Source organism: Heliomicrobium gestii (assembly GCF_009877435.1).
Lineage (GTDB): Bacteria > Bacillota > Desulfitobacteriia > Heliobacteriales > Heliobacteriaceae > Heliomicrobium > Heliomicrobium gestii.
Genome location: NZ_WXEX01000002.1, coordinates 181,793 through 198,395, shown reverse-complemented (window position 1 = coordinate 198,395; position 16,603 = coordinate 181,793). Strand labels below are relative to the sequence as shown.

The 16,603-nt window shown below is 59.5% G+C and carries 18 protein-coding genes and 1 tRNA gene; 14 read left to right on the top strand and 5 right to left on the bottom strand.

What is annotated here, in order from left to right; all coding sequences use genetic code 11:
- The first annotated feature begins 2 nt into the window (after positions 1 to 2).
- The 8 genes from GTO89_RS02905 to GTO89_RS02870 all read left to right on the top strand — a co-directional run bounded on the left by GTO89_RS02905 (position 3) and on the right by GTO89_RS02870 (position 7,265).
- Positions 3 to 350, top strand: coding sequence for a hydrogenase maturation nickel metallochaperone HypA/HybF (locus GTO89_RS02905; protein ID WP_161260571.1), 348 nt, complete (start codon positions 3 to 5; stop codon positions 348 to 350).
- Between the two features lies 1 nt (position 351).
- On the top strand, positions 352 to 1,011 hold the full coding sequence (hypB, locus tag GTO89_RS02900) for a hydrogenase nickel incorporation protein HypB (RefSeq protein ID WP_161260570.1): 660 nt from the start codon (positions 352 to 354) through the stop codon (positions 1,009 to 1,011).
- On the top strand, positions 963 to 3,581 hold the full coding sequence (gene hypF / locus GTO89_RS02895) for a carbamoyltransferase HypF (protein ID WP_161260569.1): 2,619 nt from the start codon (positions 963 to 965) through the stop codon (positions 3,579 to 3,581). Before hypB ends, hypF begins: the two co-directional genes overlap by 49 nt.
- 3 nt (positions 3,582 to 3,584) lie before the next feature.
- A complete protein-coding gene (locus tag GTO89_RS02890) occupies positions 3,585 to 3,821 on the top strand; it encodes a HypC/HybG/HupF family hydrogenase formation chaperone (RefSeq protein WP_161260568.1) in 237 nt (78 codons plus the stop codon).
- Between the two features lie 80 nt (positions 3,822 to 3,901).
- Positions 3,902 to 5,059 (top strand): hydrogenase formation protein HypD, encoded by a 1,158-nt coding sequence (gene hypD / locus GTO89_RS02885; protein ID WP_161260567.1) that lies wholly within the window; start codon positions 3,902 to 3,904, stop codon positions 5,057 to 5,059.
- The gene (hypE, locus tag GTO89_RS02880; protein ID WP_161260566.1) at positions 5,056 to 6,144 is read left to right on the top strand and encodes a hydrogenase expression/formation protein HypE; all 1,089 of its coding nucleotides are present in this window, start codon (positions 5,056 to 5,058) and stop codon (positions 6,142 to 6,144) included. Before hypD ends, hypE begins: the two co-directional genes overlap by 4 nt.
- A gap of 34 nt (positions 6,145 to 6,178) precedes the next feature.
- A complete protein-coding gene (locus tag GTO89_RS02875) occupies positions 6,179 to 6,454 on the top strand; it encodes a hypothetical protein (protein ID WP_161260565.1) in 276 nt (91 codons plus the stop codon).
- Between the two features lie 310 nt (positions 6,455 to 6,764).
- Positions 6,765 to 7,265, top strand: coding sequence for a nitroreductase family protein (locus tag GTO89_RS02870; RefSeq protein ID WP_161260564.1), 501 nt, complete (start codon positions 6,765 to 6,767; stop codon positions 7,263 to 7,265).
- A gap of 37 nt (positions 7,266 to 7,302) precedes the next feature.
- On the opposite strand, the gene GTO89_RS02865 is transcribed toward GTO89_RS02870, so the two are convergent.
- Positions 7,303 to 8,061, bottom strand: coding sequence for a YdcF family protein (locus GTO89_RS02865; RefSeq protein ID WP_204758158.1), 759 nt, complete (start codon positions 8,059 to 8,061; stop codon positions 7,303 to 7,305).
- A 192-nt stretch (positions 8,062 to 8,253) separates the two neighbouring features.
- Here GTO89_RS02865 and GTO89_RS02860 point away from each other — a divergent pair, with 192 nt between their 5' ends.
- The 4 genes from GTO89_RS02860 to GTO89_RS02845 all read left to right on the top strand — a co-directional run bounded on the left by GTO89_RS02860 (position 8,254) and on the right by GTO89_RS02845 (position 11,152).
- Positions 8,254 to 8,664 carry a hypothetical protein gene (locus GTO89_RS02860; RefSeq protein ID WP_161260563.1) on the top strand — a complete coding sequence of 137 codons (411 nt, stop codon included), beginning with the start codon at positions 8,254 to 8,256 and terminating at the stop codon, positions 8,662 to 8,664.
- Between the two features lie 155 nt (positions 8,665 to 8,819).
- On the top strand, positions 8,820 to 9,239 hold the full coding sequence (locus GTO89_RS02855) for a phage holin, LLH family (RefSeq protein WP_161260562.1): 420 nt from the start codon (positions 8,820 to 8,822) through the stop codon (positions 9,237 to 9,239).
- Positions 9,240 to 9,717: 478 nt separating this feature from the next.
- Positions 9,718 to 9,906, top strand: a complete 189-nt coding sequence (locus tag GTO89_RS02850) for a hypothetical protein (protein WP_161260561.1) — start codon at positions 9,718 to 9,720, stop codon at positions 9,904 to 9,906.
- Positions 9,907 to 10,198: 292 nt separating this feature from the next.
- Positions 10,199 to 11,152: a polysaccharide deacetylase family protein gene (locus GTO89_RS02845; RefSeq protein ID WP_161260560.1), complete on the top strand. Its 954-nt coding sequence runs from the start codon at positions 10,199 to 10,201 to the stop codon at positions 11,150 to 11,152.
- An 88-nt stretch (positions 11,153 to 11,240) separates the two neighbouring features.
- Here GTO89_RS02845 and GTO89_RS02840 read toward each other — a convergent pair whose 3' ends face one another.
- The 4 genes from GTO89_RS02840 to GTO89_RS02825 form a co-directional block, all read right to left on the bottom strand.
- The gene (locus tag GTO89_RS02840) at positions 11,241 to 13,055 is read right to left on the bottom strand and encodes an outer membrane protein assembly factor BamB family protein (protein WP_161260559.1); all 1,815 of its coding nucleotides are present in this window, start codon (positions 13,053 to 13,055) and stop codon (positions 11,241 to 11,243) included.
- A gap of 175 nt (positions 13,056 to 13,230) precedes the next feature.
- Positions 13,231 to 13,419, bottom strand: coding sequence for a helix-turn-helix domain-containing protein (locus GTO89_RS17920; protein WP_407929482.1), 189 nt, complete (start codon positions 13,417 to 13,419; stop codon positions 13,231 to 13,233).
- A 505-nt stretch (positions 13,420 to 13,924) separates the two neighbouring features.
- Positions 13,925 to 14,000 (bottom strand) — tRNA-Thr (locus GTO89_RS02830).
- Positions 14,001 to 14,129: 129 nt separating this feature from the next.
- The gene (locus GTO89_RS02825) at positions 14,130 to 14,471 is read right to left on the bottom strand and encodes a nucleotide pyrophosphohydrolase (protein ID WP_170294342.1); all 342 of its coding nucleotides are present in this window, start codon (positions 14,469 to 14,471) and stop codon (positions 14,130 to 14,132) included.
- A gap of 206 nt (positions 14,472 to 14,677) precedes the next feature.
- On the opposite strand from GTO89_RS02825, the gene GTO89_RS02820 reads away from it, so the two are divergent.
- Positions 14,678 to 15,337, top strand: coding sequence for a TetR/AcrR family transcriptional regulator (locus GTO89_RS02820; RefSeq protein ID WP_161260557.1), 660 nt, complete (start codon positions 14,678 to 14,680; stop codon positions 15,335 to 15,337).
- Between the two features lie 102 nt (positions 15,338 to 15,439).
- Positions 15,440 to 16,585 (top strand): HlyD family secretion protein, encoded by a 1,146-nt coding sequence (locus GTO89_RS02815; protein ID WP_161260556.1) that lies wholly within the window; start codon positions 15,440 to 15,442, stop codon positions 16,583 to 16,585.
- The last annotated feature ends 18 nt before the right edge of the window (positions 16,586 to 16,603 follow it).

The following is a 16,603-nucleotide window of genomic DNA, read 5'->3' as shown; positions in this document are numbered from 1 at the left end:
GCATGCACGAAATGGCGCTCATGGAAAGTCTCGTCGATGTGCTGGCTCGCGAAGCGGACCGGCACAACATCGCCCGGATCAAGAAGGTCAAGCTCACTGTCGGCGCCTTGACCCACGCCCTGCCCGATGCGCTCCAATTCGCCTTCACTGTCCTGCGGGAACAACCCCTCTTTGCCCCGGAGGCGGAACTCGAGATCGAGGAACGGGAGACACGGGGGCGCTGCGGCAGTTGCGGCGTCGAGTTTGCCGTCGAAGGGAACTTTGGCTTTCTCTGTCCCGATTGCGGCGGCTTTGCCATCGAGATCATCCAGGGCCGGGAGTTGCAAATCGACTACTTTGAGGGTGATTGATATGCAGATCAAACTGGGTCAAAACCTGCTCGGCGCCAACGCGGCCGTCGCTGGCGAAATCCGCCGGTTGATGGAGGAAAAGGGACTGCTCCTGCTCAACCTGATGAGTTCGCCCGGCGCTGGCAAAACAACGCTGCTGGAAAAGACGCTGGCTGCTGTCAAGGAGCGACTGCGCGTCGCCGTGATCGAGGGAGATGTGGCGACCACCAAGGATGCCGAACGGATCGCCCGCCTCGGTATCCCTGTCGTTCAGATCAACACCCACGGCGCGTGTCACCTCGACGCCGCCATGGTTCGTGATGTGCTGCCTGCCTTCGACCTGGACAACCTCGACCTGTTGATTGTAGAGAACGTGGGCAATCTGGTCTGTCCAGCCGAGTTTGACCTCGGTGAGGCCATGAAGGTCGTCGTTCTGTCCACGACAGAAGGCAATGACAAGGTGCCCAAGTACCCGCTCATGTTTCGCGAGGCAGGGGCCTTGCTCCTCAACAAGATCGACCTGCTGCCCTTCACCGACTTTCGCCTTGACGAACTGGCCGCCGATCTGGGACAGATCCACCCCGGTCTGCCCCGGTTTGACCTGTCTGCCCGCACAGGAGAAGGGATGGACCGGTGGATCGACTGGCTGTCGAACCAGGCGGAGGAGCGTCGCCGGCGATGACGGGCGACAAGGGCCGGGCAGAAAAGGATGGGTTCCCGCGGTACGCCGACAACCGGGTGGCGCGAACGATCCTGGTGACCGGCACCGTTCAGGGCGTCGGTTTCCGACCCTTTGTCTACCGGCAGGCCTTGCGGTTCAGCCTGGCCGGCTGGGTGCGCAACGGAGCGGCCGGTGTGGAGATCCGGATGGAAGGCGCTGCGGAAGCGATCGACGCCTTTTTGCAGGCGCTTAGAAACGAAGCGCCGCCCCTGAGCCGCATCATCGCGGTGCAGGTCCGGGAAGCGCCGGTCGAGGGCTTTCGCGACTTCTCCATCATCACAAGCGAATCCGCCGTGGGGATCAATGACGATGGGGCGAGCGCAAAGGCAAACGATCGGGCGATCGCGCGCATCCCTCCCGATGTGGCGCTCTGCCCCGACTGCCGCCGCGAACTTGCCGATCAGGCTGACCGCCACTACCGGTACCCCTTTACCAACTGCACCCACTGCGGCCCCCGTTTCACCATCATCCGTCAAGTCCCCTATGATCGGGCGCAGACGACCATGGCCTCTTTTCCCATGTGCCCGGACTGCCGCCGTGAATACGACGATCCCCTTGATCGCCGCTTTCACGCCCAGCCCACGGCCTGCCCCGCCTGCGGCCCCCGTGTCTGGTTTGCCGACGAAGACGGGCGGGAGAGGCCCGGTCACTGGGCCGGCGCCTTCCGGGAATGGATGGAACGAGGGAAGATCATTGCCCTCAAGGGGCTGGGCGGTTTCCACCTTGTCTGCGACGGTCGCAACAGCGCCGCCATCGCCGAACTGCGCCGGCGCAAAAGGCGACCGGCCAAGGCTTTGGCGGTGATGGGACGGGATCTGGCCACCCTTCACCGCTTGTGCCGCATCAGCGATCAGGAGGAGGCGGCGCTCTCAGGACCGGAGGCGCCGATCGTCATTCTGGAGCGGCGAGGGGATGCCGGACTGCCGGAGAACCTGGCGCCGGGAACAAGCACCCTGGGGGCCATGTTGCCCTATACGCCGCTTCATCACCTGCTCTTTGACGATTCCCTCGACCTGCTCGTCATGACCTCGGGAAACGCCGGGGGACTGCCCCTCGTCCGGGACAATGGGGCGGCTCTCGCTCAATTAAACGGCATCGCCGACGCCTTTGTCTTCCACGACCGCGAGATCGTCAGCCGCGCCGACGACTCCGTCGTCCGGTATATCGACGGCGTTCTTCAGTTTTACCGCCGTTCCCGCGGTTATGTGCCCGAAGGGATCCCGATCCCCTGGCCGAAGGGTGTCCCTGACCGGACAGTCCTGGCCGCCGGAGCGGAGACGAAAAACACCTTCGCCCTCTTCGGGCGCGGCGCCGCCTACCTGAGCCAGCACATCGGCCATGTAGATACCCGTGAGGGCCGCGACAACTACCTGGAGAGTTGTGAAAATTTGCAGCGTCTTCTCGATCTGGCGCCACAGCGGGTGGCCCGAGATGGTCATCCCCAGTACCGCATTACGGCGCTGGCCGAGGAGATCGCCCGAGCGCGATGTCCGGCGATTGCTGGAGCGGCTTCTCCCGAGGCTGACCTCCCGGCACGCGATGCGGCAGCGCCTCCGACAACCGGCCTGCCGGTTGACGAAGTCCAGCATCACCACGCCCACCTGGCCGCTGTCCTGGCCGATAACGGCGAGACAGGACCGGCCATCGGCGTCATCCTCGACGGAACCGGGGCAGGGGAAGATGGCGGCATCCGGGGGTTTGAGATCCTCAGCGGCGATCTGCGGGACTACCGACGCCATTTCTGGCTGCGGCCCGTTCCCCTTCCCGGCGGGGAAGCGGCGATTCGCCGGCCTTGGCTGACGGCGTCCGCTTTTTTGGGCGAGGCCTTCGGCGACGCCGGTTGGGCAAAGGCAAAAACACTCTTTCCGGAACGGTTGGTTCCGATCGAAAACGCCCGCCGCATGGCGGAAAAAAGGCTGAATACGCCGCTCGTCTCCAGCGCCGGCCGGCTCTTCGACGCCGTCGCCGCCCTGCTCGGCCTCTGCCTGGAAAACAGTTATGACGGTCAGGCGGCGATCGAACTGGGCGAGCGGGTGCGCCTGCGCCTGGGGTTGACCGGCTGTGAGGAGCGAGAACCGGTTCTCGATCACAGCGTTCTCGGAGGCGCTGCCGGAACGCCCGTTGACGGCCTGGTGGAGGCGGCGCTGGCCGACGGGGCGTACCCGTTTACGCTTCCTGAGGCAACGGGCGGCCTTTCCGGCGAAGCCCCTGGCGCGATCGATTATGCGCCGCTCCTGTCGGCGATCTTGGCGGATCGGGAGTCGGGCGTCGCCATCGAGGTCATCGCCAGCCGCTTTCACAACACCCTGGTCCGCATGGCCGAAGCGGCCCTTTTGACTGTGCGGGATGCAAGCGGCATCGATTGCGTCGCCTTGGGCGGCGGTGTGTTTCAGAATCCCTACCTGTTTACACTGGCTCGCCGCCTGTTGGCGCGGCGGGGATTTCGCGTCCTGTTTCCTAGCCGCGCGCCGGCCAATGACGGCGGCCTCGCCCTCGGTCAGGGCGTCATCAGTTTGTGGAGGGGGGTATGACCCATGTGTCTGGCTGCTCCGTCGCGGATCATCGCCATCCAAGAGGGCGGTTTTTTGGCAGAGGTGGAGTCCTTTGGCAATAAAAGAACCGTCGGGCTCACCCTGGTCCCGGAAGCGAAGGTGGGCGATTATGTCATCGTCCATGCCGGTTTCGCCGTTCAGATTCTAGACGAAGAGGCCGCCCTCGACAGCCTGAAGGCCTGGGAGGAGATCCTGGCGGCGACTCGAAGTGGATCGTAAGCGGAGCCTATTCAGGTGGCAAGTCATTCATAAGCAAGTCCTTAGCAGGGCCTAAGCACAACGCGGGGAGGCGAATTCTGTTGCACAAGGAGATCCTCAAGCGGTTCCGCGATCCCGAAATGGGACAGCAGATGGCGCAGCGGGTGCGGGATAGCCTGGACCGGCTGACCCAACGGTTGGGGCGGCGGGCCAATGTGATGGAGTTCTGCGGCACCCATACGGCGGCCATCTCGCGAACAGGTGTGCGGGAACTGTTAAAGCCCCATGTGAACCTGATGAGCGGACCCGGTTGCCCCGTCTGTGTCAGCGACTACAGCGACATTGACCGGATCATCGCCCTCGCCGGCCAGCCTGGGGCGATCATCGCCACCTTTGGCGACATGATGAAGGTTCCTGGCAGCCGGACGACCTTGCAGGAGGAAAAGGCCCGCGGCGCCGATGTGCGGATTGTCTACTCCTCCCTGGACGCCTTGGCGATTGCGCGGGAGAACCCGCAACAGGCCGTCATCTTTGTCGGTGTCGGCTTTGAAACGACGGCGCCGACAGCGGCGGTGACGATCGAACAGGCCGTTCGCGAGGGCCGGGACAACTTTTTCATCTATTCGCTGCACAAGCTCACCCCGCCGGCCATGGCCGCTCTTTTGCCCGATCCGGAACTGCAGGTCGACGGCATCCTGTTGCCCGGCCATGTGAGCATGATCACCGGCCGCGGCTATTGGGATTTTCTCTCCCGCCAATTGGGCCTGCCCGGGGTGGTGGCCGGTTTTGAGCCCCTGGAACTGCTCAGCGCCGTCGATCATCTGGCCCAACTGCTCCAGGAAGGCCGCCCGAGTGTCGTCAACGCCTATGGACGAGCGGTTAAGGAAGAGGGCAACCGTGCGGCTCTTGACGCCATGGCGCGCTGTTTTGACCTGCAAGAAGGCCATTGGCGCGGGTTGGGAACGGTGCCGGCGAGCGCCATGAAACTGAAGCCGGCCCTGGCTTCCTGGGACGCTGAAGTCCGCTTTCCCCTCGAAATGACGCCGGCCGCGCCTCCGAAGGGCTGTCTGTGCGGGGAGATCCTCAAAGGCAAGAAGACGCCCTTTGACTGCCCCCTCTTCGCCAGCGGCTGTGAACCCGCCCGCCCCATCGGCCCCTGCATGGTCTCTCATGAAGGGACGTGCGCCACCTTCTACCGCTATGAGCGCTTTGCGGTGAGCGGCGGCGCATCACATTTACGCGAAGGAGGGCGGCCATGACGGAAGAACGCATTCTGCTGGCCCATGGCGACGGCGGCGCCTTGACCCACCGCCTGGTCAAAGAGATCTTCCTGCGCTACTTGAGACACCCCGCCTTGCGGGAGTTGACCGACGCCGCCTTGCTCCACCTGCCCGAGGGACGGCTGGCCATGACCACCGACACCTTTGTCGTCAAGCCGATCTTTTTTCCTGGCGGCGATATCGGCAAACTGGCTGTCGCCGGAACGGTCAACGACCTGGCGGTCACAGGGGCGCGCCCCCGCTATCTGACGGCCGGCTTCATCCTGGAAGAGGGTTTTCCTCTCGCCGATCTGGAACGTGTCGTCGCCTCGCTGGCCCGGACGGCCCAAGAGGCGGGCGTTGCCATCGTCGCCGGCGATACGAAGGTGGTCGAGCGGGGGTGCGGCGACGGGATTTACATCAACACAGCCGGCGTCGGTGTCGTTGCCGACGGGTGCGACCTGGGCTACCACCGCATCATGCCCGGTGATGTTGTGCTCATCAACGGGACCATTGGTGATCACGGGTTGTCGATCCTCTCCAAACGGGCGGGCATCGAATTTGAAACGCCTGTCGAGAGCGACTGCGCACCCTTAAACGGCGTGACGGAAATGCTGTTGGATCGCTTTCCCGATTCCATCCGGTTCATGCGCGATCCGACCCGGGGCGGTGTCGCCACCACCTTGAACGAGGTATCCCAATCGACAGGTTGCGACATCATCCTCGACGAGTCCGCTCTCCCTATCCGTGAAGAGGTGCAGGGCGCCGCCGAACTGCTCGGTCTCGATCCCCTGTACCTGGCCAATGAGGGGAAGGTGTTGATCGTCGCCGCTTCCGATGCGGCCGAGGCGATCCTGTCGGCCTTGCGCGAACATCCTCTGGGGAGCGACGCCGCCGCCATCGGACGAGTCGAGGCGGGTCGAGGGGGAGCCTTCTCGCCGGGAGCCGGACAAGCTTCGGAACTAACCGCGGAGCCTGGACCGGTGTCAGCACAGGGCAAGGGGCGAGTCTTCCTGCGCACCCCCTTGGGCGGTCACCGTATCCTGGATATGCTGGCAGGAGACCCGTTGCCAAGGATCTGCTGATCCTATATTGAAAACGGTGAAGGAGGTTGTGCCCATGTGTACGCCAGGGACCTTTTCCAACGAGATGCAATTGCTCATCCGGCAGTTGAAAGGCCGCACCCACCGGCTCTTTCACGATGCTCAGGATGTCGCCGTATACCTGAAGGAAAACCGGCAGGAGATCGAACTGGCCGAACTGCTGGGCCAGATGGCCGTGGCCTTGAAAGAGGCCGAAACGGCCGCCGCTCGGGCGATGGAACTGGCAGCGAGCCGGCAACAAGCGGCGGAAGCGCAGCGGCCCTCTCCCACGGCGACCGTCTTTAACGGTTAATTGCGAATAGGCGCTTGCAGATAAAACCCGGTCTTTGACTGGGTTTTTTATTTTTAAACAACGATTGAAAATTCTTGTTTAAACAATTGCATAGAGGGGAGGAGAAAAAACATCTGCGTCGAAAAAATTGTGCAGGTGGCCCTGTGCGGCTGGTCTCCAGTGCCTGTGTTCCCGCTATAAGGGCGACCCTGTTGGGAACACCGGTGTTTTGAAGCAATGGAGAGGGTCCCTGGCATCTCGCCAGGGACCCTCTGTATCGTTTGCCGCGGTTTCACGAAAAATAAGTCATTCAGAATGAGGAGAGATGCCCATGGAGGCCATTTTTTCCCGGAGAAGTGTGCGCAAATACACCGATCAGCCGGTCTCGGAAGAGACCGTCAAGGAACTGCTGGCGGCGGCCATGAACGCCCCCTCAGCAGGCAATGAACAGCCCTGGCATTTCATCGTCATCGGCGATCGGGCCACACTTGACCAGATACCCGCCTTTCATCCCTATGCCGGCATGGTCAAACAGGCCCCCGTGGCGATCCTGGTCTGTGGCGACGAGACGCTGGAAAAGTACAAGGGTTTTTGGGTGCAGGATTGCTCGGCTGCGGTGGAGAACCTGCTGATCGCCGCCGAATCGCTCGACCTTGGCGCTGTCTGGGTAGGGGTCTATCCGGAGGCCGAACGGGTGGCCCATTTTCGAACGCTCTTGGCGATTCCCGACCATGTCATCCCCCTGGCGCTGATCCCTGTCGGCTATCCCGCCGAGAAACCAGCGCCAGCCAACCGCTTCGACCCGTCACGCATCCATTACAACCGCTGGTAACCAGGCCTTCATCGAAGAAGGTCCTGTCGCGGCGCCTTTACTTGACCAGCAACGGGAGCAGCCCCAGGTACTCTTTGATCGCCAGGCTTGTGTTCGACAAAGCGGCTGCAGTGGGTGTCCAATCGGCGAGGGTGTAGGTAGCGACCCGGTTGGCCCGGTAATCAGTCGGGTAAGGGAGCGTCGACACGCCGGCTTTTGAGAAATGGCCGACAGAGCGCTCCATGTGAAAGGCCGATGTCACCAAAATCGGGTTTCGAAATCCTCGCGCGTCGAGGATTTCTTTTGTGTAACGGGCGTTTTCCTCTGTATTGCGGCTGATCTCCTCGGCGATGATCTTCGATTCCGGAACGCCGAGGCCGACGAGTTGGCGAAGGGCGATGCGGGACTCGACGCCGCTGTTTTCGTAGACCTGACCGGCCGAGACGATGATGGGCGCGCCGGTGAGCCGGTGCAGGCGGGCCGCCGTCAAGAGGCGGGTGGCGCTGCTTCCGGTCATCTGGCCCAACCCATCGATATCGGGCGTATCCAGGGTCGATCCCCCGCCGAGCATGACGATGACGTCTCCCGACGGAGCATCAGGCGGCGTATACCGGCTTTCCAGGGAGCGGATGATGGCGTCGCCGGCAACCGGCGCCGAGACCAGGTAGAGCAAGAGCGTCATCACAGCCGAAAAAAGGGCAGGTCCCTGCAGTCGCCTTCTCTGGCAATAGAAGGCTCCAAACAGGAAAAGAGGGATGAACAGGCCGGGGGGAAGCATAAAACTGTAGATGAATTTGAGGACGAAAAGTGTATCCAAACGGTTGGCTCCTTTACACAGGTTTCCTGAGATCAACGATCATTATAGTACATCGGCATTCCAGGATAAATCCAAGGAAAGAGAAGATTGGCCTAGGACAAGGGAATGGCGCAAGGGGTGACGAACCCCCAATAATGGAACGAATAGAGATAACATCGAAGATACAGCCAAACAGGGGAGGTTGGAGAACTGTTGGAAGGCCTGCTCTGGCGTCTGGCCGATCTTGTCAATAACAGCCATGACTGGATTCTCGCCGAGTCGGCCCGCTCCGGACTGACCGACAAGGAACTGCACTTTTGGGTCATTGGGCTGCTCGGACTGGCGCTTTTTTTTCTCATCCAGACGGCCGTTCGCTTCCTATCCCGGTGGGGCCTTTCTGCTGTTTCCTTTGTGACGTCCTTCGCTGTCGTGCTGGCGACGACCGTCGCGATCGAAGTGGAGCAGAAGATCATGGGGCGCGGCCGTATGGAACTCATGGATGTGGTCGCCGGCGTTGCCGGCTTTCTCTTATTTTCTCTGATCTATTTCCTCGCGCTGGCCTTGTGGCGATGGCTGCGCCGGCTCTGGAAAGGGGGACGAGATGCAAAGCGCAGTCGGAGTTAGGCAACGGATGATCTTTTGCACGGGCCTGTGGCGAATGCCGCAGGCCTTGTTTTTTTCAACATGGCGTCACCATTTTCAGCATTTTCTCTATTAATGATAATGAACCCTCTTTTATGGGTCTACATGGCAAGGATGAGAAAAGGAGTTGAGGCGTTGTGGATCCCAATCTGTTTCTACTCGGGCTCTTTGTCATTGTCTTCGGGGTAATTGTCATGGTCACCTTTGCCATCCGTTCCTACGGTCCTGCGCTCGTGGAGTTCATGAAATCAGCGACGACAGAGCAGCAACGGCAGACCGTAACAAAGTTGGCCCAATCGGCCGTCGTATTTGCCCGCGCCCGTTTCGGCGACCTCTCGGGCAAAGAACAGTTTGCCAAAGCGCTTTTGTTCACCAGCAGCGCCCTGGCGGAAAAGGGCATCCTGGTCTCGCCGGAAGAGCTGGAAGCGACCGTCGAATTTGCCTATGAAGAGGCCAAAAAGGCGGGGTTGGTCGTCTCTTTGGGAGAATTAAAGAAAATTGCCGAGGGAGAGCCCGAGGCGCCGGCGACGCCGGAGGATGGGGTGCCTGTCACCTAAGGAGGAGCCATCCTTCAGTCCATTGTTCGACTCGGATCTCACTGTGAAAAGCAGTGCAGATTCGAGTCTTTTTTTGCGTAATTTTTAATTATACGAATACTATACAGAACGCTTGCAAAGGTTATACACTTCTGCTATTGTACAAATTGTAGACCAAACCCAACCGGAGAACTGTGTTCCCGACGGCGGAGTGAGAAGTCCTTTTTTTCGGCGTCTGGGTTTCATCGCGAGTGGAGAAAAGAGGGACTGAAATGGAATCACTCTGGTTGATCAACCTGTTGCTCTGCCTCTGGCTGCTGTTCCTGAAGACAATCAGCAATCCTCAGGCCGAATGGGATGACAGCGACGATCTGTAGGATGTAGGACGTGAGGGTACATAAAAGCGCCGCTCTTGAAAAAGTGAGCGGCGTTTTTATTTCAGGCGCGGCGGTGTGATGATTTTTTGAGGTCCGGTCATACTAGACCCGGAGGTGATCCCATGGAGAAAGATGTGGTGCTCCCTAATCTCGGGGAGGATTCCGGGACGATCATGGATGATCCGCACATCATCGCAGAAAACCTGAACAATGTGGCCACGCCTGATATCAACTACGTTCCTTCGGCCAATCTGCAAGAGGTGAAGAGCCGCGTGCGGACCCTGACCCAAGGGACGACCGGGCGGGAATAGGCAGAATAAAGACGCTGGAAAAGCCGGTCTTGTGGTAAGCCGGCTTTTTGTGATCCCACTTGTATGCCATCGGCGTTCCTGTTGCCCGGTCTGTCTCCGAAAAAGCGCTCAGTCGTTACTCGGCGCCGTCACTTTTTTGCACCCTGGCGAGCGGGGTGGGTATGTTCCACACCTCCCTGAGTAGTATGCCCGTCCGGTTATTGGAAACACGAAGGATTCTATGCGGCGATGGCGAAGGAAGCGGAGAGGGGCCCAAGAAGGCTAAAGCGTAGGAAAGCGGAGGCGTGTGGTCATGACTGTTGGCAAGGTGTGGGCCGGTCTCTTCGTCGGCGCCGTTATTGCGCTGGGATACGCGCTGACAGTAAATCCGGGAATCACGGCGTCGGTTTTTGGGGCATCGCCTCCCCAGGCCAATCACCAATCTGATCCCACGGCGGATGCAGCCATGAATCGACCAGCCACTCCCCCAAAAGACCCAGCGAAATCAGTCGCTGATCCATCCGGGGAAACTGCGGCGGGAAAACCAGAACGACTCCAAACGATCCGGGCCAACACCGTTTCACTCCAGGGCAAGGCCCTGACCCGCTGGCAGGAGTGGCGGGAGGGTGTGGAGCGCTTGTCGCGGGAACAGCCGGCTCAGGTCTACATCGGCGGCGACCCTTCGGGCAAACGCCTCTGCCTGACCTTTGACGACGGTCCCGACGGGAGAAACACCCCCCAGATTCTTGATACCCTCCGGCAGAAGGGCGTTTTGGCCACCTTTTTCGTGCTTGGGGAACAGGCGTCCACCTATCCCCAGGTGGTGAAACGGGTCGAGCGGGAGGGCCATCTGGTGGCAAGCCACAGCTACAGCCATCCCCACTTTACCAAAACCGGCGAAAGGTCGATCCGCTCGGAACTGAGTCGGACCGAGGAGACCCTGCGTGGAATCACCGGCAAAAGGCCGGCCCTTTTCCGGCCGCCCTACGGGGACATCGATAAGGCCGTCCTTCCCGTGCTGGAACACAGCGGATACAGGGCCGTCCTCTGGTCGCTCGATACCTTCGATTGGGACCATAAGCGACCGGAGGAAATCGCGGCCTATGTCATCGAGAATGCCCGGTCTGGAGACATCATCCTGATGCACTGCGGCGGCAACGGGGCGGCGACGGCGAAAGCCCTCCCGGTCATGATCGACGGTTTGCGGCAAAAAGGCTATGCCTTTGTGACCGTGGCAGAGATGCTGGCTGTCGATGCTTATCAATAGAAACCCTGGGATGGGGGAACAGGAAAAAGGCTGCCCGCGAGGAGCAGCCTTTTTCCGTGCCTGTCTGTTGATCCGGTCGGGGATTGGGTTACCGGATGACGAGGAGTTCCTCGGCGCCGGCGATGAGATTGCCAAAGGTGTCCAAGGTCATCGGACCGGAGATGACGCCCTTTACTGCCTGCGTCGCCAGGACCTTCCCCTGAGGGTCGACGGCGATGATCCGAGCGTCGCCGAACACGTTTGCATTCACAAATAGGGTTCCGCTGAGGTCGATCACGGGAGCGCCGGCAATGAACCGCGAACCGGTAGAGGGAAGCAGAGAAGTCTGCCAGAGGATCTGTCCGGTAGAAGACAGGGCAAGCAATTCCGAATCGGTGGCCACGTAGATCCCATTCCAGCCGACGGCGATCCCTGAAGGATGATCGCCGCCCAATATCCGTGTTTTCCATTTTTCTTCTCCCGTGGCCGAATCCAAGGCGAACAGGGTCATTTTTCGCGCTCTTGGAACGGGTTCACTCCCGTCGAGCGTCGCCATGTATACGGTTCCGTCAGGGTGAAGGGCCGGCGATCCATAGATTGCGCCGCCGGTCTTAACAGACCATTTGCACTCCCCAGATGGGGAAAAGGCGTTCAACCGTTTGTCGCCGGCTGCGTAGATGGTCCCGTCTGATGCGACAAGGGGAGGGAAGGCGGGGGAGCAAGGTGTTCTGACGGTCGTCAGGATGTCGCCTGTTGCGGCGGCGATCCGCAGCAGGACGCCCTCATCGCTGACTGCCCAGACGGTCCCGTCAGGCGCCGCTGTCAGGCCGCCTTCACGCACCGGGGCGGAAAGGGTCCACTGAAGGGCGCCGGCGCCGTCCAGCGCGACGATCTGTTTCGAAGCGGCAACCAGGATCCGGTCTTGTGTCACCGTCGGCGCGGTGACCACGGCGCCACCGGCGTCATAGCGCCATTTTTCCGATCCATCGGCGCCGAGGGCGTAGACGGTGCCGGCCTCTGTGCCCACATAGATGGAACCGTCTCGGGCGACCAGGGGCGCCCCAAATCGACTGCCGTCAGATGGGGCGAAGGCTGCCTTTTCCAACCGGGCAGGCCCATAACGCAACAGCTGGCGAGAAGGGGTGTGGAGGGGAGTCAGATTCAATTGCGTGCTTGCCGGGGGCGTGAAGTAGGCCCGGTCTAAGGCAGGTTGCCCCGAGAGGGAGAGGAGATCGCCAATATCGGCGTAGAGGGTTGTTTGATGCAGGATCGGGGTCGAACTGAGCCATTTCGGTTTATTGTCCAGGCGAGCGACGGGGTTGGCAGCCTGCAGGAAAAGCCGGCAGCTGTTTTTTTCAAAGCTGACCGGGAAGTGGGCATCTGTTGTCTTGGCGATCCAGCCATTTCGGGTGAGAAAGGGTTCAACGGGAATCAGCGCATGATCGCCAATGAGGACGGCCTCATGCCATGTCTGAATTCCGGCGATCCGGTTCGGCTGGGACCGGTTGTAGACGGGATCGGCCATCCCTTTCTCCCAGAGACCGCCGTCGATGATGTCCTCCTTACGCCGTATCCCCATGCCCTGGGGCTGATTGGCCTGAAACTCGCCGACGAAGTAGTGGTCCGGGCTCTCCATGAGCAGGCCTACGCCATCAAAATTGCCTTGTTTAAAATCGCCTTCATAATAGACCCCGTTCGGCCATAGCAGGCGACCCTTTCCATGGGGGAGCGAGTTGGAGAAGTCACCCTTGTAGAACGTTCCGTTGGACCAGCGCAGCGCGCCGGGTCCCTCCATTTTCCCTCCCCGTAACTCCCCCTCGAAGCGGGAGCCGTCCGGCCATTGAATCGTCGCGGCCCAGGCCGTGGGGACCATCAACAGGGTGACCAAAGCCGTGACGCCGATGTGAGTCAGCCAACGATGCATAAAGCTCGACCTCCATTAGCTGCTTGGGTGTGAAAACGAATGAATACACAATAAGGTGATTTTTACCTAATTTTAATATAAATCAAAGACGCAAAGCAGGATATTTGCTTTGCGTCGAAAAAATATTCCATATGGAATAAAATCATAACGAACATTAGGGAGTGAATTCGAAAAATCAATTCCATTTTATGTATTCCGCTTCGACCTCTAATGCTCTTGCGATTCGCTGGGCCAAGTCGAACTTGGGTATTCTCCCTTTTTCGATCTTTGATATCTCAGATTGGACACACCCAGCCCTATCGGCAAGCTCTTTCTGTGTGAGGCCGAGCAAACGACGCAACTCCCTTAGCGTTCGTTTGTCCATAATTCCACCCTGACACCAGATTCCAATACCATTATCGCCCAATACAATCAAAACCACAAGGGGATAGTCCCATTAGAATAGGATTCATGCGTTGCGATTTTCAATATAATTAAATGCTATTGTTAAAAAATAACTTTTGCGAGTGATAAAAATGTGCCTGTACCGAGAAAGAGCAAACAAAATAGCGGATGCCATCGCGATGCGTTTATCCATGTGCCGAAACAATAAAATCACTGAGAGCGCCCGTCAGTACCATTTCCGCAGGTTAAGAGCGCTGATAAACCAGTTTTACAGGCACGTAAAGCTGCCGATTCGGGCCCCCTATGACAAGCAGCGGCTATTGGCATTGGCGGAACAAATTGCGGTTGCCCGGGCAGAGGCGGCACGGTACAATCTGATGGAGTTTTTCAAATATGATTTTGGTCCATAAGTTTTGGTCCGTAAGGTTTCTGCTGATTGCAGATAAAAAGAAAAACCTCCCGTTTTCGGGAGGTTTTATTTTCACTGGAGCCGATGGCCGGACTCGAACCGGCGACCTATTGATTACGAATCAATTGCTCTACCAACTGAGCTACACCGGCAGATGTTTGTTACCCAAGCAGGAGATAGTTTATCACAAAAAAATGAGTTTCGTCAACAGGGGAGTTTTTTCCAAAGGGGTCAAGAAAGGGGTTTCCCAGGTGCTCCCCAGCGGGTAGCCCCTTTTCTCGTCAAGGGGCCGGGCGTTTGCGTGTCCAGCGGTCTTTGTCGCGCGTTTCGTACTTTTCCATGGTCCGGCGAAAGATGTCGTCCATGTCATAGCCCTGGGAATTGGAGAGGCAGACGAGGACAAAGAGCAGGTCGCCGATTTCCAGTTCCATTTCGCCTTCAGCTTCACCGGGCTTTTTCTTTTTGGGGCCAAAACGGTGGGAGACCTCCCGGGCCAGTTCCCCCAGTTCCTCGCAGAGACGGTTCACGAGGGTGGGCGGATCAAAGTAGCCCTCTTCAAACTGGGAGATATAGGCGTCCACGCGGGCCTGTACATCGCGCAAACGGAGCGAGTCCACGAGCATCACCTCTTGGTTCAGATAGCATAAAGATAGCCGCTGCCAAGGGACTTGTCCAGCCTCTTGGAACGAAAGCCGGCGAAAGGAACGGAAAACATAGCAGATCCTCTTGACGCGAAAAGTCGCTCATGGAAAAATATAAGTGAATACTCACTTATTTTTATCGGTTACTCAGATAGAACAAGTGAACACTCGTTGCAGGAGGTGAGGGCATGGATGACAACCTTATTCTGCCGCGGCTGACTGACAAGCAGTGGAACATCGCGGAAGCGGCCCTCCGCGTCTTCACCGAAAAGGGATTCAGCGCGGCGACGACAAGCGAGATCGCCCGGGAGGCGGGCATCTCCGAAGGGACCATCTTCCGGCATTTCAAGACAAAAAAAGAGATTTTGCTGGCCTTGCTTGTTCCGCTGATCCGCAATACCATGGCGCCCAACAGCGTCAACTCGATCCGGCAGTTGCTGCTGAACAATGAAAACCTCCCTTTGCGGGAGGTGCTGGTGCTGATCAGTGAAGAACGGCAGCAGTTCATCTGGAGCAACGAAAAGCTGATTCGCCTGATCATCACGGAATCGCAGTACCATCCGGAGTTGCGGGAGATCTTTATCCGGGAAGTGGCCTACAAGAGTCAAGACGTCTTCCTGCGCTTTATCGAGCAACGGCAGCAGAAGGGGGAGATCCGGCGGGATTTTCGTCCCTGGACGCTGGCGCGTTGCTGGTTTGGGATGCTGATGGCCTACACCCTCAGCCCATTCCTGCTGCCGGAACGGGTGGCCGGTGAAGATCGGCAGAAGGAGTTGGCCGACATGATCGACCTCTTTTTGCATGGCTCCTTGCAACCATCCGGCAGTGGAGACGGGACACCGCCCTGAGTCGCCGGAGGGCGATGGAGGGCGGCATTCGGGGGCAACAGAAGCAGACCGATTGAATCGGACTGGAACGGGATAGGGGCGAAGGAGAAGGGGGATTGAACCATGAACGGAAGGGCAAAGATCATCGCTGGCGGTTTCATCGCCATGGCAGCGGTTGGGTTGATATTTAGCGTTGCCACAACGGCCCAGGGGGATGCCGGTGTTTTCGGTCGCTTCTTCGGGAAGGCCAAGGAGGTCTATTCGGGGACCATTGAGGGAACGATGGTGCCTGTCCAACCGGAGATCGCCGGACGCGTCACAGAACTCCGTGTCGCCGAGGGGCAGACCGTGGAGGTGGGACAGGTGATCGCCCTGCTGGACGACCAGACGGCGGTCATCACCCTGCGGGCTGCCGAAAGCGACCTCCGGCAGGCCGAAGCGAAACTCCTCGATCTGGTCAACGGAAGCCGCGCCGAGGAGGTTCGCCGCCAGCGCGCTACGGTGGAACAGTTTCAGGCGGCAGTCAACCAGAACCGCACCCTGATCGACCAGTACAAGGCCAACCTCTCCCGCGACGAAGAAAACCTGCGCCACGAGGAGCAGATCCTGAAGGAAAACCAGGCCCTTTACGACGCCGGGGCGCTCAGCGCACGGGAGTTGGACAACCAAAAGACACGGGTGAAGACGTCCCACAACCAAACCGAGGCGGACCAAGCCCAACTGGAAGCCGCTCAGTCCCAGGTGGCATCAGCGGAGGCGCAGCGCAGCGGCGCCCAGGCCGGCCTCGATCTGGCCCTGGCCGGCAACACGGAGCCGACGATCCTGGCGCAGAAGGCTGTTGTGGATGGCTTGCGGGAAAAGATGCGGCTGGCCCAAGTCAACGCCGACAAGGTGGTGCTCAAAAGCCCGGTCCGGGGCCGCGTCCTCTATAAGCACGTCGAATCAGGGCAGGTGGTCAATACGGCCACTCGCATCGTCACCATACTCGACGAAAACGACCTCTGGGTGAAGGTCTATGTGCCTGAGGCGCAATTGGGCGGCCTCTCCGTCGGGACCGCCGCCAGCGTCAACGTTGACGCCTATCCCGGTCAATTCTTCGCCGCTGCCGTGACCCAGATCAGCGACAAGGCCGAGTTCACCCCCAAAAACGTGCAGACGAAAGAAGAGCGGACGAGCCTCGTCTTCAGCGTCAAGACGAAGCTGGCGGAAGGGCTGGAACGGCTGAAGCCGGGCATGCCCGCCGATGTGGTCTTTCAAAAGGCAAACTGACGGTCTGACGGAGGTGAA